Origin of the sequence: Chitinophaga ginsengisoli (assembly GCF_003014595.1) — a bacterium.
GTDB lineage: Bacteria > Bacteroidota > Bacteroidia > Chitinophagales > Chitinophagaceae > Chitinophaga > Chitinophaga ginsengisoli.
In genome coordinates this window covers 264,074-284,982 of the sequence record NZ_PYGK01000010.1, presented here as the reverse complement: position 1 = coordinate 284,982, position 20,909 = coordinate 264,074, and the positions used below count along the sequence as shown (strand labels likewise).

At 43.9% G+C, this 20,909-nt stretch carries 16 protein-coding genes and 1 rRNA gene; 12 read left to right on the top strand and 5 right to left on the bottom strand.

Translation table 11 applies throughout. The annotated features are described in order from the left end of the window. Positions 1 to 103 (top strand): 5S ribosomal RNA (gene rrf / locus CLV42_RS22890); the annotation flags it as partial. Positions 104 to 172: 69 nt separating this feature from the next. Here rrf and CLV42_RS22885 read toward each other — a convergent pair. From CLV42_RS22885 to CLV42_RS22875, 3 genes are all read right to left on the bottom strand, one after another. After that, the gene (locus CLV42_RS22885; RefSeq protein ID WP_106604240.1) at positions 173 to 991 is read right to left on the bottom strand and encodes a hypothetical protein; all 819 of its coding nucleotides are present in this window, start codon (positions 989 to 991) and stop codon (positions 173 to 175) included. A 30-nt stretch (positions 992 to 1,021) separates the two neighbouring features. Then, entirely contained in the window at positions 1,022 to 2,044 is a 1,023-nt protein-coding gene (locus CLV42_RS22880) for a LacI family DNA-binding transcriptional regulator (RefSeq protein WP_106604239.1), read from the bottom strand. 152 nt (positions 2,045 to 2,196) lie between these two features. Further along, positions 2,197 to 4,758 carry a zinc-dependent metalloprotease gene (locus tag CLV42_RS22875; RefSeq protein WP_106604238.1) on the bottom strand — a complete coding sequence of 854 codons (2,562 nt, stop codon included), beginning with the start codon at positions 4,756 to 4,758 and terminating at the stop codon, positions 2,197 to 2,199. Between the two features lie 725 nt (positions 4,759 to 5,483). Between CLV42_RS22875 and CLV42_RS22870 the strand changes: the two genes are divergently transcribed. The 7 genes from CLV42_RS22870 (at position 5,484) to CLV42_RS22840 (ending at position 12,203) form a co-directional block, all read left to right on the top strand. Continuing rightward, complete coding sequence (locus CLV42_RS22870) at positions 5,484 to 6,338, top strand: MotA/TolQ/ExbB proton channel family protein (protein ID WP_106604237.1); 855 nt, start codon at positions 5,484 to 5,486, stop codon at positions 6,336 to 6,338. Positions 6,339 to 6,408: 70 nt separating this feature from the next. Then, positions 6,409 to 7,053 carry an ExbD/TolR family protein gene (locus CLV42_RS22865; protein ID WP_106604236.1) on the top strand — a complete coding sequence of 215 codons (645 nt, stop codon included), beginning with the start codon at positions 6,409 to 6,411 and terminating at the stop codon, positions 7,051 to 7,053. Positions 7,054 to 7,126: 73 nt separating this feature from the next. Continuing rightward, positions 7,127 to 7,726 (top strand): ExbD/TolR family protein, encoded by a 600-nt coding sequence (locus CLV42_RS22860; protein ID WP_106604235.1) that lies wholly within the window; start codon positions 7,127 to 7,129, stop codon positions 7,724 to 7,726. A 41-nt stretch (positions 7,727 to 7,767) separates the two neighbouring features. Next, complete coding sequence (locus CLV42_RS22855) at positions 7,768 to 8,607, top strand: energy transducer TonB (RefSeq protein ID WP_106604234.1); 840 nt, start codon at positions 7,768 to 7,770, stop codon at positions 8,605 to 8,607. A gap of 96 nt (positions 8,608 to 8,703) precedes the next feature. Beyond that, complete coding sequence (gene mnmE, locus CLV42_RS22850; RefSeq protein ID WP_106604233.1) at positions 8,704 to 10,089, top strand: tRNA uridine-5-carboxymethylaminomethyl(34) synthesis GTPase MnmE; 1,386 nt, start codon at positions 8,704 to 8,706, stop codon at positions 10,087 to 10,089. Between the two features lie 236 nt (positions 10,090 to 10,325). Then, entirely contained in the window at positions 10,326 to 11,450 is a 1,125-nt protein-coding gene (locus tag CLV42_RS22845; RefSeq protein WP_106604232.1) for a radical SAM/SPASM domain-containing protein, read from the top strand. A gap of 12 nt (positions 11,451 to 11,462) precedes the next feature. Continuing rightward, positions 11,463 to 12,203 carry a polysaccharide deacetylase family protein gene (locus CLV42_RS22840; RefSeq protein WP_106604231.1) on the top strand — a complete coding sequence of 247 codons (741 nt, stop codon included), beginning with the start codon at positions 11,463 to 11,465 and terminating at the stop codon, positions 12,201 to 12,203. Positions 12,204 to 12,207: 4 nt separating this feature from the next. On the opposite strand, the gene CLV42_RS22835 is transcribed toward CLV42_RS22840, so the two are convergent. Next, positions 12,208 to 13,029, bottom strand: coding sequence for a class I SAM-dependent methyltransferase (locus tag CLV42_RS22835; protein WP_106604230.1), 822 nt, complete (start codon positions 13,027 to 13,029; stop codon positions 12,208 to 12,210). A gap of 537 nt (positions 13,030 to 13,566) precedes the next feature. Between CLV42_RS22835 and CLV42_RS22830 the strand changes: the two genes are divergently transcribed. Further along, positions 13,567 to 16,212, top strand: a complete 2,646-nt coding sequence (locus CLV42_RS22830) for a non-ribosomal peptide synthetase (RefSeq protein WP_106604229.1) — start codon at positions 13,567 to 13,569, stop codon at positions 16,210 to 16,212. 15 nt (positions 16,213 to 16,227) lie between these two features. After that, positions 16,228 to 17,118: a class A beta-lactamase, subclass A2 gene (gene bla, locus CLV42_RS22825; protein WP_211303517.1), complete on the top strand. Its 891-nt coding sequence runs from the start codon at positions 16,228 to 16,230 to the stop codon at positions 17,116 to 17,118. Here bla and CLV42_RS22820 read toward each other — a convergent pair. After that, complete coding sequence (locus tag CLV42_RS22820) at positions 17,111 to 20,227, bottom strand: lantibiotic dehydratase (protein ID WP_106604228.1); 3,117 nt, start codon at positions 20,225 to 20,227, stop codon at positions 17,111 to 17,113. The genes bla and CLV42_RS22820 overlap by 8 nt on opposite strands. A 239-nt stretch (positions 20,228 to 20,466) precedes the next feature. On the opposite strand from CLV42_RS22820, the gene CLV42_RS34000 reads away from it, so the two are divergent. Beyond that, positions 20,467 to 20,625: a hypothetical protein gene (locus tag CLV42_RS34000; RefSeq protein WP_170117613.1), complete on the top strand. Its 159-nt coding sequence runs from the start codon at positions 20,467 to 20,469 to the stop codon at positions 20,623 to 20,625. 38 nt (positions 20,626 to 20,663) lie between these two features. Continuing rightward, on the top strand, positions 20,664 to 20,852 hold the full coding sequence (locus CLV42_RS22815; protein ID WP_106604227.1) for a hypothetical protein: 189 nt from the start codon (positions 20,664 to 20,666) through the stop codon (positions 20,850 to 20,852). The last annotated feature ends 57 nt before the right edge of the window (positions 20,853 to 20,909 follow it).

Genomic DNA, 20,909 nt, shown 5'->3' with positions numbered 1-20,909 from the left:
TATGCCGAGGGTGTTCACCTCTTCCCATTCCGAACAGAGAAGTTAAGCCCCTCATGGCCGATGGTACTGCACTATCATGCGGGAGAGTAGGTAGCCGCCATATTTATTTAAAAAAGCTCCGGACAAACGTCTCGGAGCTTTTTTATTTTATGCCTGTTTTAATTGCAGGTTTTTATCTTCTTTTTTTCCTGAAGTCATCATACCAGTGTGCGATATTGACAGATACTCCCATGTTCAATGCTACAGGCTGAAAATAATCGTCGATATTATATCCCCCATAAGCCTCATCGTTTATCAGCAGAGAAAATAATAGCTGCATCTGAAATTTTACATACTTATATCCTACGCGGAAGGTAAACGCTGGCTCGTACAAGGGCAGTACTTTATTACCGATACTCATGTAATTCGACCTTTCCGCTGAGTCAGTTTCGAAAGCTTTAGAGCCTGCGTACAGGTTGTGAAACTTTACGAGGGAGATGCGGGATGTGAATGCGGCTTCAATAACAGGATGAGAGAAGCCGATACCTGGCTGAATGAAGTACTTGTTGAAATGTGTTCTGAGCAGGTAGTCATTCACAACTCTGTTATTGCTGCTTTGATACGCATCCGCGAGCGTTTTAAAGCTGCCTTTTCCATAACCGCCATATACGTCAAACACCATTCTTTTCTTTTGATCTAAGGGCGTAAAGTAGCCCACAGCACCCTCTATTACGCCTCCTCTGGTATCACTGTCTACAATAACATCTGATCCTTCATCATTGCCGCCATCGAGGAAGTCATATACATACTGGCCGTTGGCCATCACTGCAACGTGATTGGTAAGGGCGAAAGCTGCCTGGTAGTTGCTGGGGGAGACACTTCCTTTGAATTCATGTTTCTCTTTTAAAAGCGGTTCATTGACGGTATTCGGAACATAGATATGCTGATTACACGCAGAGAATGTGACGACGCTGCAACAAGCAAACATCGTCAGGTTGAGATAGTTTCGCATAAAATATAAGGCTTAAATAGTTTTTGAATGTTACTGGCTGGATTCCCGTTCTATTAATTCAACGGGAAATACAAAGTGTTTCGTGATTTTCATAGTATCGCCGTAGTTGATCAGTTTCACGATAGTGTCTACAGCTTTTTCTCCCATTTCATATCCGGATTGTTCGATAGTCGTAAGTGCAGGTGTGATAATCCTGGATGACTGGTCATTAGAGTATCCCACTACCCTGATGTCGCCCGGAACAGCTACCTGTTGCCGTTTTGCTTCCTGAATAAATGCTACTGCAGAAGTGTCATTGGCGGCAAAGAGTCCATCGGGATATTCATCTTTAGATAGCAGTTCTCTGGAGGCAGTAGTGGCAGCTTCAGATGTCAGGTTGTGCACGTATAGAAAACGCTCATCAAAAGGTACACTGTATTTCTCCAGTGCCGCCTTGTAACCGAGCAGGCGTTGCTGGTAGAGGTTACAGGTTAGATTACCGGAGAAGTGTGCGATCCGTTTACATCCCTGCCTGATAAGATGTTCAGTGGCCAAAAAGCCTCCTTTGAAATCATCTCCTGTAATGGTATACCCGGGAAAGTCTGCAGGAACGCGGTCATAGAAGACAAGCGGAATATTGTTCTTAATAAAAGGAGTAAAATGTTCAAAGGCAGTTGTAAACATAGATGATACTGCAAGTAATCCGTCCACACGCAGGGAAAAGAAGGTATTTACCAGTTCTTTTTCCATTTCAAGTGTATCATCAGACTGGCCTATCACAATACTGAAGCCATACCTGTGTGCTTCATGTTGAATACCACTGATCGCTGTACTTTGAAAATACATGGAAGTACGCGGGACTATCAATCCTATGATATTGGAACGGTTCCTTCTCAGACTGGATGCAATCCAGTTGGGAACATAGCCCATTTCAGTGGCTGTTTGCCGTACTTTGTCCCTGGTTTCCTGGTTGATCAGCTTATTGTTCTGTAATGCTCTCGAAACCGTGGAAGCAGATAAATTAAGCACTCTGGCAATATCGTAAATGGTGATCTTGGTACTTCGTTCTTTCACATTCTTGAGGTTCAGTATATAAATATAGCGATATATTGAGCAACTTTAATAAGAAGCAACCGCATTATTTTCATCGAGTTAAATATTATCACATAAAAAAAGAGGAAGGTCTGGTAATGCCAGACCTTCCTCTTTCATGCATATGAGTAGTATTATTTAGGCTCAAGCGCCTGGGTGATCCTCTCGGCAAGATCTGTAAGGTGATAACGGCTTAATGCATCCGGAGAAGCAGCGGCGGCGGCACGGATATCTGTACGTAATGATACGAGATGGGCGCGGGCAATACTGCTGACATCAGATTTGGTTGGATCTGCCGGTTGTACGCCAAACATGATCATCATCGGATTACTAAGCTGGGAATCGCCTGATGATATTAATTGAATGATATGCTGAACATATGATTTCTGCAGGTTACGACGGAAGACATCGATATTTTTCCGTGTATATATTTCACTGAAGATGCCTTTTTTCACATCATTGAGGAAAGTAGCTGCCTGATAACTTTCAGGACCGTCATTAGCCTCATTGTTGATTAGCTTAGTCAGCGTAGTCGCACTCAGTATCCTGTCTAATACCGGTGTCTGGCGTGCGCTGATGATAGCGGTAGCATTATTTCCGGTGCGGGAAAGAATGTCTTTATTCAGCAACCATTTAGGTGTTGTAAATACCTGCTCGTTGAGGAATTGTACGGCTTCCAGTTGAATAGTTTTGGGAACAGCTTCATAAATACCGCCTTCCTGCTCCACCGTTTTAGGTGTTTCATAGATACCTCCGATGTTTTTGGCAGCATGCCCCAGGTATCGGCCGAACTGGGTATTCACCTCGCGGTACAGTTCAGTAAGATTTGCATAACCTTCGTTATCCTCTTTGGTCCAGGTGAGCAGATTAGGAATGATGCGCTGCAGATTCTTAATACCATAGCTGCCAGCTTTCATAGCATTGTCGCCAAGGTCTTCATTCTGAGATCTTGGATCGTCTGGATTCATCTCTGTTCCGAACCAGTATTTCTTATCTTTTAATTTTTCAATAGTCCATTTGTTAAGGATAGCTTTCTCATCTTCCGGACCTTTAGCACCGGGGATCAGGCGATAGCCCCATTCAATGGCCCATTTATCGTAGAAATTAATACGTGGGTAAAGATCGCTTCCGGTAATGCCATCTTCCGGTTGAGCAACATAGTTAAAGCGGGCATAGTCCATGATAGAAGGAGCGTGTCCATTCTCTCTTACCCATGCTTTATCTCTCAGTTTCTCCACAGGGTAGGCAGCGCTGGAACCGAAGTTGTGACGCAGACCGAGTGTATGGCCTACTTCGTGGGATGAAACAAATCTGATAAGTTCTCCCATCAGGGTATCATTGAACTGCATATTCCGGGCCCGTGGATCGGTAGGAGAGCATTGTACAAAGTACCAGTTACGCAGCAGACGCATCACGTTATGATACCAGTTAATATGGCTTTCCATAATCTCTCCTGAACGTGGATCGTGAATATGAGGACCACTTGCATTCGGAATATCAGAAGGTTTATATACGATGGCAGAGAAGCGTGCATCTTCAAGGCTCCAGGTAGAGTCCTGTTCGTGGGTGGGAGCCACTTTTGCTATGATAGCATTCTTGAAACCAGCCTTTTCAAAGGCAGACTGCCAGTCGTTAACTCCTTGAATAAGGTAGGGTACCCATTTTTTCGGCGTTGCGGGATCAATGTAAAAGATGATCGGCTTGGCAGGCTCCACCAGTTCGCCCCGTTTATATTTCTCCAGGTCTTCCGGTTTAGGTTCGAGCCGCCAGCGGGTTACCATGGACAGGCGTTTTACGCCCTGTGGATCGAGGTCGAAATCAGTTAAGGATGTAGTAAAGAAACCCACACGTGGATCGAAATACCGGGACTGCATGGGAACAGCGGGAAGCAGGATCATGGAAGAGTTTAGTTCCAGGGTGGCATTCCCTCCTGGCACAGGTGCGCCTGGTCCTTGTGGTCCGCCTGATTTCGAATAGGTTTTAACAGTTTTGATCTCAGTATTGATCGGGTAGGATTTGACATCGACTATATAAGATTTATCCTGTTGTACAGCGCCCAGTTTCAGACCGGCCTTAACACGGGAATCAAAAAAGAAGATGTCATTATCACCTTGTATAAAATCTGTCAGATCTATGACTGTGCTATTGCCATTATCAGATATCGCTTTAATATCAAACGCAGCAGCAATGGGCTGTATATTGGAATTCATGACAGCGTTAAACATTGGCTGACTGGAATCTTTCGAGATCTCAGCATAGGAAATGTTTTTCAGAAAGATCCTGTTGTTGGGGCCTTTTTCAAAGCGGATGACATTTTCTCCGATTTCATCGCCGCTATATCCCATCATAGAGGAACGCAGGCCGGCGGCAGATTTGGAGATACGGTTCACGACCAATACATCTCTACTCAGGAGGGAATCAGCAATTTCGAAGAATACCTTGTCATCCTGTTTGTAGATATTGAACAGGCCGGAATCTGCTATGGCGGCGGGAGTGATCACCTCTCCGAATTTTTTTGGAGCGGTTTTAGGGCTGCTTTTAGCAGGCATAGGCGGACGGGCGGTAGAATCTTTAGCTGCGATAGTTGGTTGCTCTGTCTTTTTTCTCTTTTGTGCTGATAGTGGATTGATAGTCAGCATCAATAACAGCGTACCTGCGCTTGTGATGGCTATGGTACGGATAAAGTGTTTGTTCATTTGTTTTCTAATAACCAGATTTTAGGCAGGTAGGTGTTGAAAATACACATATTAAGCAGTAACTTATCGGGGAATTCCATGAGCGCTTAAAATGTTACAGGAATGGAGGGGAGTAAATGAGGGACATATAGGGGGAGACACTGTGTTTGCCGTCTATGAATAAATTTGTTGATATGGTATCTTTTATGCTTATATTACAGAGTGAATGAAATGCAGCAATAGCGCCATTGCAAACGTTTTACACCGGCTAAAGACATGCAGGTTCCACGTTAGACAGGGTAAAACGGATATGTAAATAACTGTAATTGTGTGGCGTTGTAAGGATGGCAAAGCGAGCTGAAAGTGACTCAAAGTGCGGATGGTAGCGGGATAGGGGAAAAAATCACGTCGGAAAATTTCTGTTGGAACATTTAAAAAATTTCTTAAATTGTGCGTCCAACTTTGAAAAAAATCAATAAATTTCAGGTTACAAGGATATTAATCATAAGGGGCGTAACCCATTATTTGAAATAGGTTGTATTTAACAATTAAAGTGTTTGCTCAACAAAACAGGAGATGGTAAGGCCGGCTGCTGGCGGCCTTCAGTGCAAGCGTTAAATTTTGTGAGATTTTGAGAGCTGCACTTGTTTTTTTGGGTCAACCGTATAACTTTGCGAATCACGTATTTATATTGCAGAAATAACAAAAAACAATAGTTTAATCTTTAACACTAAAATTCAATCAACATGGCTGAGACTAAAACAACTGTGACTGCAGGTTCTGCCAAAACAACTTCTCATCAAGTTAAAAAGTCATCCAATGTATTCGCATTGCTGGCTGTACCTATCTGTATAGTTATAGGTGTTCTCTTTTACCTGTTCGTACTGGGTAGCCCAGATAACTTCCAGGGTGGTATTGTAGGCGCGCATCCAGTTGAAGAAGGTATCGGAAAATGGTTCGCAACAGTTTATCAGGGTGGTGCTATTGTACCTATTCTTATTTCTGTATTATTGATCTGTATCACTTTCGTAATTGAGCGTTTCCTGTATATCAGTAAAGCTAAAGGTAAGTTCAGCGGTGCTGACCTGGTAAGAAGAGTTCAGTTCCACCTGGCTAACAAAAACGTAGACGCAGCGCTGGCTGAGTGCGACAAACAGAAAGGTTCTGTAGGTAACGTAATGAAGGCTGGTCTGAAGAAGTACAAAGAAATGATCACTAACACTGAGCTGGATACTGAACAGAAGATCCTGACTATCAAGAACGAGATCGAAGAAACAACAGCACTGGAACTGCCAATGATGGAAAAGAACCTGGTGTTCCTGTCCACTATCGCTTCAGTAGCTACCCTGTTAGGTCTGTTCGGTACAGTATTGGGTATGATCAAATCCTTCTCCGCGATGTCTGCTTCTGGTGCTCCAGATTCATCTAAACTGGCGTTAGGTATCTCCGAGGCGTTGATCAACACCGCTCTGGGTATCGGTACTTCCGCTATCGCGATCATCATGTATAACTTCTTTACTACCAATATCGATAGCATCACCTATGCAATCGACGAGTCTGGTTTTACTTTAACTCAGAGCTTCGCTGCAAACCACAAATAATTTTTTAATTATTTGTATGGAAAACTAGCAGTTTTGAATCTATATAAAGTAAACCTAAAAAGGAGTAAAGATGCCTAAAGTTAAAATGCCCAGGAAGAGCACGCTGGTTGATATGACCGCGATGTGTGACGTGGCTTTCTTGCTGCTCACGTTCTTCATGTTGGCTACTAAATTTAAACCGGACGAGCCGGTGACTGTGGTAACTCCGTCTTCCATCAATACTAAACTGCTGCCGGATTCTGACGTGATCATGCTGACAGTGGATAAAGACGGTAGGGTATTCTTCAGTATGGACGGTCAGCCTAAAAGGCAGAAACTGATTCAGGATCTGAATGACCAGTACAAGCTCGGACTGAGTGACAAGGAAATGAACAACTTTATCATTGGCGCCAGCGTAGGAACTGAAATCAAAAACCTGAAATCTTATCTCTCCATGAAACCGGAAGAGCGTAAGAAAGCAGGTCTGGAAGTAGGTATTCCAACTGACTCAGCTAATAATGAGGTTGCGGTATGGATCGAGTATGCAAGATCTGCACAGGGTGGAAACCCAAGACTGCAGTACTGCGTAAAGGCCGATAACCAAACTCCTTATCCTAAGATTAAGGACATTCTGGACACCTTCAAGGATAAGAAGATCCAGAAACTGAACCTGGTTACAAATCTGGAGGCACCTCCGCCAGGAACAGCAGCTGCTTTAGCTCGTGATGAGAAATAAAGCAATTTAAAAGTAAACAGCAGGCAGCGCTGCGGCGTTGAGTTGCTATTGAAAACTTAAAAAAAGAGCTACTATGGCAGAAATGGATACCAGCAGTAGTGGCGGTAAAGGCAAACACCAGGGTACGAAATCAAAGAAGCAGTCTACACGCGTAGACATGACTCCGATGGTGGATCTTGGCTTTCTGCTGATCACTTTCTTCATGTTGACTACAACCATGAGCAAGCCCAAGACAATGGACCTGATCATGCCAAAGGATACAAAGGATGAAAAAGATCAGAATAAAGTAAAGGAAAGTACTGCCCTCACTATACTGCTTGGCAAAAAAGACCGGGTATATTATTACGAAGGTTTGGCACAAGACCCGAATGCATCAGCCAATCCTGACTTCTTCAAGGCTACTACCTTTGCCAACAAAGGGGGTATCAGAGACGTAATTATTAAAAAGCGTGATGAGGTTTCTAAGGCGAGAAATGCAAAAGGTGAACCTGAAGATGTGGTAGTAATCATTAAAGCTGATGATGACGCTACATACAAGGATTTCGTTGACATTCTGGACGAAATGGCTATTAACCGTATTCAACGTTATGCAACAGTTGACATCAGCGATCAGGATAAAACCTGGATCCGTCAGACTGAAGCAGCTAACGGCGGCGGTGGTGGCTCCAAGTAATTGACAAATTAACTTTTGCATCCATCCTTAAAATTTAAACAATGGATACCGCTAAAATCTTAAAGTCCGATTTTCTGGATATCCTGTTTGAAAACAGGAATAAAGAATATGGGGCTTATGATCTCAGACGACAGTACGACAAAAGGGTACGCAACGCCATAATAGGCAGTGCTGCACTGATGTTGCTTGTTATCGGAGGTTATGCAATTAATAATTACATACTCAAGGTTGAAAGGGAAAACCCTAACAGGAAGCCTGTGATAGAGCAGATCAAGATGGAGGACGTGAAGTTACCGGATGATCCGAAAACACCACCACCACCTCCACCACCTCCTGCTCCGCCACCTCCGGTGAAGCCTTCCGTACAATTCACTCCTCCTGTAATCAAGAAGGATGAAGAAGTACCGGAAGATGAAGTTCCGCCAAAAATCAAGGATATTGAAAATAAGGCGATCAGCACTAAAACTGTAGAAGGTGATCCTAACGGTATCGACCCGGGATTGCTGGAAGACAGTAAAGGTACTGGTGTGGTAGAAGCTCCACCTCCTCCTCCGAAAGAAGAAATCTTTACGTTCGTAGAACAGCCGCCTACCTTCCCCGGTGGTGAAGAAGCGCTGGCTAAGTTCCTGAGCAAAAACATCCACTATCCTCGCGTTGCGCAGGAAAATGCGATCTCAGGTACTGTGTTTGTACAGTTCGTAGTAGATTCTGAAGGTAACATCAAAGATGTAAAAACTGTAGGCGCTGCAAAAGGCGGTGGTCTGGAAGAAGAAGCGATCCGTGTGGTAAAAATAATGCCTAAATGGAAAGCTGGTAAACAGAACGGCCGTCAGGTGTCTGTACAGTTCAACCTGCCAATCCGCTTTACTTTACAAGAGTAGCAGATCCAAGGATATTTACTTAAATCCCAGTACCGGTACAACCGGGACTGGGATTTTTTATTTATTGGGTATATTGCTGCCTGAATTTGACATGTTATGCTAGGGAATAATCTTACAGGATACGATGATACAATTGTAGCACTGGCTACAGCGCCAGGAATAGGAGCGATTGCGGTGATCCGCCTGAACGGAACGAAAGCCATCGATATCTGTGATAAATTGTTCCCGGCAAAAGACCTGCATCAGCAAGCAGGCCACACACTTCATTTCGGATCTATTGTTGAAAACGGACGAGCCATCGATGAAGTGGTAGTAAGCCTTTACAAGGCTCCCCGCTCTTATACCGGGGAAGATATTGTTGAAATATCTTGTCATGGATCTCCCTATATCCAGCAGCAGATCATTGACGCCTGTATTCACGCAGGCGCCCGAATGGCCAAGCCGGGGGAATACACTATGCGGGCATTCCTCAATGGTAAACTGGATCTTACCCAGGCAGAATCAGTCGCAGACCTTATTGCCAGTAACTCCGCCGCCAGTCACCAGACAGCGATGCAACAGATGAGAGGTGGTTTTTCGAAGGAATTATATGCCCTCCGGGAACAGCTGATCAGCTTTTCTGCATTGATTGAGCTGGAACTGGACTTTAGCCAGGAAGATGTCGAATTTGCTGATCGTACCCAATTATATCGCGTTATCAATGAAGCGACCGAAGTGGTAAAACACCTGGTCGATTCCTTCCGTATGGGCAACGTGATCAAAAACGGCGTAAATACCGCTATTGTGGGCAAACCTAACGCAGGTAAGTCTACCTTGCTGAATACCCTCCTGAATGAAAACAGGGCTATCGTAAGTGACATTGCCGGTACTACACGCGACACGATAGAGGAAGTCTTAAACATACAGGGAGTGCTGTTCCGTCTTATCGATACAGCCGGCATCCGTGAAAGTGCAGATATTATTGAAAGCATAGGCGTGCAGAAGACGATGGAGAAGATCAGAGAGGCCGGTGTTGTGCTATACCTGTTTGATGTAAACGAGACCTCTCTGGCCGATCTCCAGACCCAGGTGTCAGCATTTCAGCAGGAGAGTGTCAATTATCTGCTGATAGGTAATAAGACTGACATCATAGGACTACCTGCTGCGGCAACTAAGTTCGCCGGCATAGAAGACATTCTGTTTATCTCCGCCAAACAACATGAACATATCCAGGAATTGAAAGACCGCTTGGTGCAAAAAGTAATGAGTGGTAATATCAATACCGAAGATACCATTGTAACTAATGCACGTCATTATGCCGCTTTACAGGAAGTGCTCAACGCCCTGCAGGATGTAAGGTTCGGCCTGGATAGTCAGTTGCCGGGAGACCTGTTGGCACTTGATATCAGAAGATGCCTGCATTATCTGGGAGAGATCACAGGACAGATCACGAATGAAGATCAGTTGGATTTTATTTTCAGTAAGTTTTGCATCGGTAAGTAGATTCCTGAATAAGAATGAAGAACTACTCATCTTGTTTTGACATTCTTTTGTCGGAAGGTTATTAAGAACTTTTATAAGGTACTACCCGTTGTAATGTTATTCACTTGCTTATTATTAGCAAGGCTCTTGTTATGAATTAAGCAGGTAATATTTGTTGGAATGAATATTTTTTTTATGGTGACAAAATTGTAAATTCAATTACTCAAATTCCATTTTAGTTACAAATACCCCAAGACATGACATTCCCAACCAGAAAAGTTAGCTACAAAAAGCTAATTAAAAGGCGGCTTGGCCGGTTCATCGATAATCTCTCAGTCTCTAAAGCATTAAACAGCGCAGGAGCGATTTTAGCTTTTCTCACCAAGCAAAACAGAGTACATGCAAAACCTATCATCGTAAAAATTGATATTTCACCTCTTTGTAATTTGTCCTGTACAGTATGTGTACATGCGAAATCTTCTTCCAATACAGACATACAGAAGCAAAGCTTCACTGCAGATCAGAAAATGGATATCGCCCAGTTTAGCAGAATTATAGATGAAATTAAGGGCAAAACAACACTGGTATCATTGTACTATTTGGGAGATCCACTTATTCATCCGGATCTTGCCCAAATGTGCGCTATAGCAAGCAAGGCAAAACTAAATACTCATATAAGCTCTAATTTTTCTTTTAACCTAAGTGACGAGAAGATAAAAGCACTGGTGCTAAGCGGTCTCACCCATCTGACAATCTGTATTGACGGACTAAAACAGGAGGACTATGAAATTACAAGGGTTGGAGGAAGGATTAATGTAGTGATAGATAATCTGACGCGCATTTGCAGGTTAAAGAAAGACATGCACCTTGAATATCCGAGAATTGAAGTACAATATATAAAGTATCAGCATAACGTTCACGATATAGAAACAGCACGCACTTTGTTCACCGAAATGGGAGTGGACCAGTTCACCACGTTCTGGGGAAGCTTGCATAACTACACTGATTATGATCCAGGCACCTTTGCCATTAAAGGGCCCAAAAAGACTAAGGCTATCCCGAGATGCCATTGGCCCTATATGGGTACAGTCATCAAATATAATGGCGATGTAATTCCCTGCTGTACTTACCGGCTTGGTGAACAATATCACAAAGAAAAAAAGTTAAAGTCTCCTTCCCTTGGTAACATATTTAACTCCAGCTTATCGCAAGTATGGAATGGCGCACCCTACCAGGAACTAAGAAAGGTCGTGTCAAACTCCCGTCATGCGGAAAAATGCGGTGAGCATTCTTTCTGCCATGGCTGTCCCATGGTCTATGATACCACTGTTATGAATAATTACAAGTATGCGAATAAATATACCAAAGATCTTTTAAAGTAAAATTCTATCACCATGCGTTTAAAACCTTATATCTTCTCCAACGTTCTTAACGTTCTGGCTACCCAGCGGACTCAAAGAAAAGTGTATAAGATTTCGGAGCTGTACAATCTTGAGGAAAAAGAGAATATTCTCCTCTTACGGTTTGATGTGGAGAATTCTCCAGAGATAGCGCTGAGATTCGCCCGTAAATTATCCGAAATCGATTTTCCCGCAACTTTCTACTTTCACACGAGGCGTAATGTTTTCATCCCATCTATCATGCGGGAGATTCAATCCCTGAACCATGAAGTGGGGTTCCATTATGAATGCCTGGATCGTTGTCATGGGAATTTCCCAGAAGCAAGGAAACTATTTATCAAAGAAGTAAACCTGTTCAGGAAAATCGGAATAGATATAAAGAGTGTCTGCGGTCACTCGGAGCTTTTTCTTCCAAAGAATGGCTATCTGCTGAACAATGAGTTGATACTGGAATATCCGGAACTGATAAAGGAAACAAATTTGCTGGGAGAAGCGTATTTCCTCACCCGCAGGTTCAATATGATTCATGCCAGGGACACCTTCGTCCGTATCCTGAACATGTATAATCAGATACAGGAAACAAAGCTTGATCAGGGACTCCATGTCTTACTCCATTCGCACAGATGGCGGGATAATCTATTCGAGTCAATGTATCACTCAATGAAGGATCTCCGGCAGGCCTGGTCAAACATTAAAAAAGGGAAACGGGAGTATGAACTATATCATGCAGAATGAGCCGTTATTCAGTGGCTTTGCGGGCAATAATAATGATGCCTGGGGTAATAGGCCACTTATAGAAATTTAACATCGAAACGATATGCGTGAATTTGTAAAATAGATTGTGAAATTGTGACTGTTTTTTCCCCTTTTCTGCATATTGATACTTTACAATCTTGAATCCCCCGGTTTCCAATACTCTCTTAATAGCCTTTTTATTATAAGCAATGAAAGCATCTCCCATTCCTCCGTCAGGTAATTTTAGTCCTAACAGCTTGTAACATTTCATCAGCCAGTTAAGGTTTGAGATGCGCAGTATCAATACTCCATTGTCCGTAAGGTGACGATGAAAAGATGTAATAGTCTTAATAGGTTCCGGGTCATAATAGAAAGAGTCAATAGCACTTATCACGTCAAAATGTAGATTATGTGGTAGCGTTTCCATTGCTGTAAACACCTGTAACCCCTGATTATTGCAATGATCATATAACTTTTTGTTTATCTCCACTCCGTATGCCTGTATTGCATGGGAGTGGAGCTTTTGCAACAAATGTCCATAGGCGCAGCCAAAGTCAAGCCAGGTGGAAGCAGTAGTATATTTACTTGTTGTATTTAAAATATAATCAAAGAAATGATTTCGTTTTTGTCTGAGTAGTTCTTCATTTTTCAGATTTGTATATCCCCGGCTGTCCAGGTGTGTTTCTATATCTGAATAGCTTGCATCTTTTATAAAAGCAGTACAATTTCTGCAGTAAAAAATGTTACTTCCTTTTATACTAAGAGGATAGTACGTGGCCGCCGTATTGCAGATTTTGCATGTGATAGATGATTTTTGGGGACGCATTATGGTTTAGGTTTTAACAGATGATAAAGTCAGTAGTATTCAAAGCAAAACCATTTAATGTATGTTACCTAAGCAATATAGTTTACTTTATTAAATCTGGCTTAACTTATCAGCAATGAAAACAACCAGCGTCTGCAGTTTTTTATGCCACCATCCTCATTATAATTTGGTTCTTGCGCTTTATATGGCGTAACTACAAGCTGTCTGTATGTGTATAATATTTGTTTGGTTCACACAAGGTATTACGGTTTTGTAACGACCCTATATCTATCCATGCGGAAGGAAAATTCCGTCTTTCTAATGTTCATAATATTGCCTATTTCGTATTTTTATATTGTTAACAACAAAGAATTTTTACAACGACCAGAGCTTTAATGTAACAGGGGGATGACTCATGAATCGATAATTGTTCGGTGGCATCCTGAGCAGTATCAATTGTAACAGTATCGGATAGAGATATGTTTTTTATACATATTGAACCAAATCTGTTTTTCCTTGTTTGAAGAATATAAATCAGTACTACATATCTGAAGGCCTATGTGGGATAGACAAACAAAATTTGAACGGAATCCCATACTCATATCGGACGACCATCGCAATTCGAATCCACTGGAATTACGTTCTTTGCCAGAACTCATCCATGAAAAAGCGTTATTGTACCCCGATAAGATCGCATTACGTTTCAGGGATCATGTTTTAACTTATCATAAATTAACTAATTCCGTCAACCAATACGCGAGGTTGCTGGCTGAATACGGTATCAAACACGGATGTATCGTTGGCCTGGCTGTGGACCGTTCTCCTGAAATGGTCGTTATCATGCTGGCTATTATTAAATCGGGCGCAGCCTATGTTCCTTTGGATCCCGAATATCCCCAGGCACGTATTGAATTCATGCTTGAAGACACAGGGGCATGCTTTCTGATCACAGAGGAAAAATATGGCGACAGGTTCCAGTACAAAGGCAAGATGATCCTGAGAGAAGACTTGCTCAGGCAGGCATTACAGTATCCTACCACTCCTCCGAAGATAGACATCGATATGGACAACCTGGTGTATGTATTATACACCTCCGGATCAACAGGGAAACCTAAAGGCGCGCAGATCACACAGCGGGGCCTGGTGAATTTCCTGGTAGAAATGCAATATGAACCGGGTCTGGATGAAAATGATCGTGTACTGGCCCTTACCACTATTTCTTTTGATATTTCAGGCCTTGAATTATATCTCCCGCTGATCACCGGGGCAGAGATCATTCTGACCGATGCACAAACTTCGAAAGACACGCGCTTGCTGATGGAGATTGTCAAAAAACAGGGAGTGACGGTCATGCAGGCCACGCCCGCTACCTGGAGGATGATGCTGGAGTCGTGGGATAAGAGATTACCAATAAAAGTGTTGATTGGCGGTGAAGCATTATCAAAGAAGCTGGCGGAAAAGCTGTTGGAAAAGTGTGACTCTCTGTGGAATATGTATGGCCCCACAGAAACCACTGTATGGGCAACATTCAAGCAGATACACGGTGATGATGAGATCATCACCGTCGGACGTCCTATAGGTAACATGTATGCCTATATCCTGGACAGTCAGTTAAGGCCGGTACCCGATGGCGTGGTCGGCGAAATCTTTGTGGGAGGAGTAGGCGTGGGCAAAGGGTACCTCAACAGACCGGAATTGACAGCACAACTCTTTATGGACGATCCCTTCTCCGATATGCCTGGGGTACGAATGTATAAAACGGGCGACCTGGGCAGGATCGTTAATGGAGGAGAGATCCAATGTCTGGGTAGGATAGATCACCAGGTGAAGATCCGGGGATATCGGATTGAACTGGGAGAGATCGAACACACCCTTGGTAAACAAAAAGGGGTAAAGGACGTTGTGGTATTGCCGAAAGACGAACGCCTGGTAGCTTATGTGGTATTGGAGAAAGACCAGCGAGCCAGGTTCGCTGAATGGCAGAAAGCATTAAGAAGGACACTGCCGGAATATATGATCCCGAGTAACTTCGTCACCTTGCCAGCCTTTCCATTGTCGCCCAACGGGAAAGTAGACCGGAATGCTCTGGAAGCCATCAGGCAGGAAATGGAGAAGGCTAACAGGGTATATATTGCACCCCGAACGGAACAGGAACAGCTGATCGCTGACATATGGAGCGAGCTGTTACAGATAGATCAGGTAGGTATCAAAGACGATTTCTTTGAACTTGGAGGTACATCTATCGTTGCTATGCAGATCATGGCCCGGTTGGAAAGAGAAACAGGAAGGCGCCTACCGTTGGCCGGACTGTTTACAGCGAATACGGTGGAAAAGTTGGCCAGTCAACTGGAACTGGACGAGTTGTCCATTTCCTGGGACCTCCTGGTGCCTGTAAAACCTACCGGCAATAAACCGCCGATCTTTATTGTGAACGGGCTTGACATGAATGTGCTGCTCTTCAATAACATTGCCCGTAACGTAGATCCAGATCAGCCGGTATATGGCTTTCAGTCAAAGGGACTGAACGGCGTAGACGAGCCTTTTGAGACGCTGGAAGACATGGCCGCGGAATACATAGCAGCATTGCTGGAAAAAGACTTTGGTGATACTTACGCCCTGGCCGGGTATTCCTACGGAGGTATTGTAGCTTTTGAAATGGCCCGGCAATTACAGGCCATGGGTAAGCACGTGAAAATGCTGGCGATGTTTGATACCTATGCTTACAACAGGGGGCATTTTGAAACCGGATTGCCCAGGTATATCAGGAAGGTGAAACGCCAGTTCCCTAAGTTAATGTTTGTGACCAACTCCCTGATGCGGCAGCCGATGGAAACTATCCGCTACCAGCAGGCTTTTTTCAAGCGTAAATACAATGAGTTCGCTGTATATATGGGCCTGCAGAACCCTCCGTCTACCGATAGTGCAGAAGACAAGATCAATGCAAAATATGAAGCTGCCTACCGCAAGTATCATATGCAGCCTTCCAATGCCTGTATAATTGATCTTTTCAGGGTAGATACGCGCCTGTATTTCCTCGACGATCCTATCTATCTGGGATGGAAATCATATGCGCTGAAAGGCCTCGTGGTTCACAATGTAAAGGGAAACCATAAGACATTCCTGATGCCTCCCAATGATAAAGATTTTGCTATCTTGCTGCAGCGATTGGTTGACAAGCGCATGAAACCGGAAGCCGATACATAAAGCACAATGACCTAAATGATGAAGCGTATTTTATCCGGCAGTGTAGTACTGCCTTTTTTATTGCTTACACTTCAAAGCATTGCACAGAAAAATACTGTCAGAAAGAAGATCCATGACATCGCACAGACCGCCCACGGTCATGTAGGAATGGCAATGATGTCACTGGAAGACGGAGATACCATTACCCTGAATGGAAAGGACCGTTTTCCTATGCAGAGCGTATTCAAACTTCCCCTGGCCTTAGCCGTACTCGACCAGGTGGACAAGGGTAAGTTTTCTCTCGGCCAGGTCATCCACATCTATAAAGAAGATCTGTTGCCAAATATGTGGAGCCCCATCCGTGAGAAATTCCCGGAAGGCACTGATATGAAGCTGAGCGATATCCTGGCATATACGGTGTCCCAGAGTGATAATAGCGGTTGTGATTTATTATTCCGCCTGGTAGGAGGTACGGCCTATGTGGAGAAGTACATTCATAGTCTTGGTATAGACAGTATTGCCATCAGGGCAACGGAAGAGCAAGCGTCAAAGGCATGGGGCGTACAGTATACTAACTGGTCATCACCAGTAGCTATGTTGCAGCTGTTGAAAGGCGTACACACCGGTAAGTATCTGTCAAAATCCAGTAATGACTTTCTCCTGAAGCTGATGACAGCAACCACTACAGGCCCTAAAAGAATGAAAGGAATGCTCCCCGAAGGTGCTGTGGTTGCACATAAAACAGGTACTTCCGATACCAATGCTGATGGCATTACTGCTGCTACAAATGATGTAGGTATTGTAACCTTACCTAACGGAAAGCACTATGGTATCGTTGTTTTCGTCAGCGATACAAAAGCTGATACCGCTATCCGCGAAGGTGTCATTGCACAGCTGACCCGCTTGTTCTGGGATGGTGCTAAATAAGCTGTTTCTTCTGCATCGCCAGCCTGGATTCGTAATATTTATTCAGGAAATGATAAATGACCAGTTCCTGTTTCCTTTGGTTGGATAACAACATCCTGTTCAGGAACATGTGGATATAACTGCCCATAAGGTGATCCCATCTCTCAACAGGTGCATCCTGTATCGCCTGCCGGATGCGGGATGACCTTATGGCTAATAATGCAATAGCGTCTTCTATTTCGTTGTTCCCATCCTGTTCCGGATCCAGGAAACTGCTGATCTGACGCATATACTTCCGGTAGCTGCCGTTTAGCTGGGTCTGTAATGTCTGACCGCCACCAAACTCCTGGAAGAAGTGATATTGTAGTCTTTTCAGGAAGGCAGATTTCTCCTGTAGTGAATAGCCGAAATCCTGTAATAACATTTCCACTCCCCGAAGGGCCAGCAGCCACCTGTAGTGCTCTCCTTCTTCCCCTTCCAGCAGATCGATACAGCCCAATACCGCCCCGCTGTCATAAGAGAAAATCCGCTCACTCCATTCCATCGTGTGTGCTCCATATCGCTCTATCTCACGGATATAGGTATCTGTTTGTATCTTATGAATAAGCCCCGGATCTATCTCCTGAGAAATGATACGGTAAAGTTCAGCAAGCACGGTCTGCCAGAAGTTTTTATCAGTGGCATGGTGGAAACGTACCCTGATATGATCATCGGGATCCGTATACCGGATAAAGAACCATTGATCTATGATGCCTCTTTCACTGAGGTCTTCCACAAGTGGCTTAATCACTGTTTTCAGGATCTTTTCAGTTGTATTGATACCTGCATATATTTTTACGTATAGCCATTCACTACCAGGCGGAAAATGCCGTTGTGGGAGTGATGATCCAGTTGCCGGCATTGCTACTTTCGCGGACTTCTCTGTACTGCTCTTAAATGGAATGATCAACTCATTAGTGAATCGTCCTCCTGGTCCGGTGATCCAGCATTGATCGGGCGTCTGTAATATCTCCTGTAAGGTGATCTCCTCTTTTTTAAGCAGCGTGCTTACCAGCAGATGCACGCAATACTCATTATCCAGGTCAATAAACAGCTCATTATCCCCTTCGGTAATAGATAAGTACCTGGGTAAACATAAGGCCTGGCGGATGTCCTGGAACAGCCTGAAATGCTCCTGCACACCCGCCTGTTTTGCCAGTGATGGATAATCTTTCTTATGCAGGCTCCAGGTGCATTTATGCAGGATGAATTTTTTATAGCGCACCCGTGGCAGAAAATTTGCCTCCACCGGAAGATTCCATTGCCAGCCGGTAGCACGATGCAGTTGCTGAAACTGCAGGTCGCACAGGAACTTATACATAGGCAGGCTACCTGCACTAAAGTTATGGGCGGTGCTCAGACGGGGGACCACTCTTTTATTGAATTTACGTGATCGCAGGACAACGGTATTGTTCTCCACTTTTACCATCAGGTCTGTTACCGGTAGCTGATGATCTGCAGCAACACTTCCCTTGCCAAGGTATACAATCTCGTAGTCTCTTAATTGTGGTCGCAGTAGTATATTCCCCGTTCTTGCTTCCGGCAGGTGAATGATCTCCGCATAGATCACATCCGGATGTAGTAGCGCTTCTTCTGTAAGACACTCCTGTACCTTTTCTTTCAGCAGCTCATCGCCATGACAAAATCTTCCCAGTAAATTGGCGGCAGAAGGTCCTCCGCAGGAGCTGAAGTCAAACAGATAATCTCCATTGTCTACCGCCTGCGCACTTTCACTGACGATGCTTCCCATCACGTAAAAGCTGTCTGGAATAGGTTTGTCATCAGCGGTCGAAAGATCTGCTATATCCGCATCTGTTAGTGCTATTTCCATCTGTTGCTGTTGCAGGCATTCCATGTACCGCTTCAGCTGGAATTGCCGCATCTTATTCCATGAGATGGAATCCGGACTGGCATTATTTTTAATAACAATATCATCCAGTAGTGGAACATAGGCTGAATAATGACTGGTATAAGCACCATAGCCAATGCCGGTTTCGGTATCCAGTGCAATGGCCAGTGGTATTTCCTGCTCCTCATATCGCTCCAGGAAACTCTTGATAAAGTTTTGCAGATCACCACTCCGTTCCGGTGCCGGTAGCTTCCATAAGGCCGTTACCTGTTCCTGTATTTCTGTAATTACCTGCTGGCCAATAGTGTTGGCAGCAGTGGAAAGGAATAGGTCCGTCTGCACCAGGTCTTTATTGTTGGTATCTGGCAGTAGTTGTTTAACAAGTGCATGCGTTTGCAGGTATTTATCAATGCCGATGGCAGGCATGCCAAGCAACTGTTGAATAGCAGACAATGTATCATGAATGCCTTCTGCGTGTTGGAGTGCCTGTAGTTTCCTGATCAGTATATGAAAAAATTCCTCACCGGTGATAGTTGGTTCCAGTTCACTGATAAGGATCTGACTGTCTATCAGTTCCTGTATAAAGTCCCGGGCTTCCTCAGGGGAAATGTCCTCACCGGTAAGATATGCACAGAGTTCCGCGATAGTGGTGCCTGCAGCAGCTTTTTCCAGTACTTGCTCCAGGTAGGCAGAGTAGTTGACAGCTGTAAGATCATACTGCCGGAATTTGTTTTTAATGGTGAATGCGGCATACCGGTAAGTATCTCCCGTTCTGTAGATGGAGTTGTTCGGAAAATAGCGCAGCTGTTCCTGCACAGCTGGTATCAGGGCAATCTTTTCAGCCAGTTCTGCCACATAGTTCATGTCCAGCCGGCAGTATTTCCGGTGTTGCTGGAATGCTTCCAGCCGGATAGCGGTGCTTATATCGAAAGCCCCTGTAGCACAACCGGCAAACAGGCCATATGGCGTACAGCGGGTGCTCATTCGAAGCAGATATCTGAAGAGAGATAATACCAGTTTATTAACATCTTTTTCTCCTTTTAGCAATCCCTCTTGCCATTTCCGCAACTCATTGCTCAGTTCCGGCGATGCGATGTAGATGGCTTCCGCCAGGTAAGGAGCTGTAAACGTCTGTTTAATCTCGTCGGCCAGTGCGGCATATGGAAGCTGTAAAAAACGGGTTAAAAAATCTACCGGCAGCAGTGGAGATCTGAGCAGGTAAAAGCCTTTATTGGTTATCATAAGTCATGTGAATACAGATAAAAAGATAACCTTTATACACGCATTTGAAACTCCCCTTAAAAGGTGATATTTCATTTACTGGAAAAAAAGAACAGAAAATCCCCTTTTCCAGTGATGAAGTGAAGCAGGCTTTATCCTTATCTTTAAGAATAATGAAAACCGTGCCCTCATTCCCACATATAAAACCTGACCGCTAAAGGATATCATTCATTTCTTAATATTTAAACCACTTGTTAACTATGAAAAAAGCGTCAAGCAGGAAGCTTACCCTTGGCAAGATCAAGATTGCCAGACTGAGCACCACAAAACAGGAAGTTGCTAACCAACAGGCTCTCGCTCCTACCTACACTGGTTGCAGTCTTTTCAAATGTCCTCCTCCGCAGGATGGCAGAAACTAAGTACAGCAGTTTATTCAAAATCTAAAACCGCATTTTTTATGAAAAAGAAAACAGAAAAGAAACTGGATCTTGGAAAGATCAAGATTGGAAGTTTAAACCGTGCCAAACAGGATATGAATAACGGTTTAGTAGCAGCGCCTACTACCACTATCCTCTCCTTCAAAGTTTGTACGGATGATATCAGCCAGGGTGCGCCTATTTGCAGCGTAGACTCTTGCAGATTCTAAATTGACATGGTGCGGCAGCTGTGGTTGTTGGCCGCACCATGTTTTTCTATATGATGA

Coding starts and splice junctions, on each gene's coding strand:
- CLV42_RS22885 (WP_106604240.1), bottom strand. CDS start 991: ATGCGAAACTATCTCAACCTGACGATGTTTGCTTGTTGCAGCGTCGTC.
- CLV42_RS22875 (WP_106604238.1), bottom strand. CDS start 4,758: ATGAACAAACACTTTATCCGTACCATAGCCATCACAAGCGCAGGTACG.
- CLV42_RS22870 (WP_106604237.1), top strand. CDS start 5,484: ATGGCTGAGACTAAAACAACTGTGACTGCAGGTTCTGCCAAAACAACT.
- CLV42_RS22865 (WP_106604236.1), top strand. CDS start 6,409: ATGCCTAAAGTTAAAATGCCCAGGAAGAGCACGCTGGTTGATATGACC.
- CLV42_RS22860 (WP_106604235.1), top strand. CDS start 7,127: ATGGCAGAAATGGATACCAGCAGTAGTGGCGGTAAAGGCAAACACCAG.
- CLV42_RS22855 (WP_106604234.1), top strand. CDS start 7,768: ATGGATACCGCTAAAATCTTAAAGTCCGATTTTCTGGATATCCTGTTT.
- mnmE (WP_106604233.1), top strand. CDS start 8,704: ATGCTAGGGAATAATCTTACAGGATACGATGATACAATTGTAGCACTG.
- CLV42_RS22845 (WP_106604232.1), top strand. CDS start 10,326: ATGACATTCCCAACCAGAAAAGTTAGCTACAAAAAGCTAATTAAAAGG.
- CLV42_RS22840 (WP_106604231.1), top strand. CDS start 11,463: ATGCGTTTAAAACCTTATATCTTCTCCAACGTTCTTAACGTTCTGGCT.
- CLV42_RS22835 (WP_106604230.1), bottom strand. CDS start 13,029: ATGCGTCCCCAAAAATCATCTATCACATGCAAAATCTGCAATACGGCG.
- CLV42_RS22830 (WP_106604229.1), top strand. CDS start 13,567: ATGTGGGATAGACAAACAAAATTTGAACGGAATCCCATACTCATATCG.
- bla (WP_211303517.1), top strand. CDS start 16,228: ATGATGAAGCGTATTTTATCCGGCAGTGTAGTACTGCCTTTTTTATTG.
- CLV42_RS22820 (WP_106604228.1), bottom strand. CDS start 20,227: ATGATAACCAATAAAGGCTTTTACCTGCTCAGATCTCCACTGCTGCCG.
- CLV42_RS34000 (WP_170117613.1), top strand. CDS start 20,467: ATGAAAAAAGCGTCAAGCAGGAAGCTTACCCTTGGCAAGATCAAGATT.
- CLV42_RS22815 (WP_106604227.1), top strand. CDS start 20,664: ATGAAAAAGAAAACAGAAAAGAAACTGGATCTTGGAAAGATCAAGATT.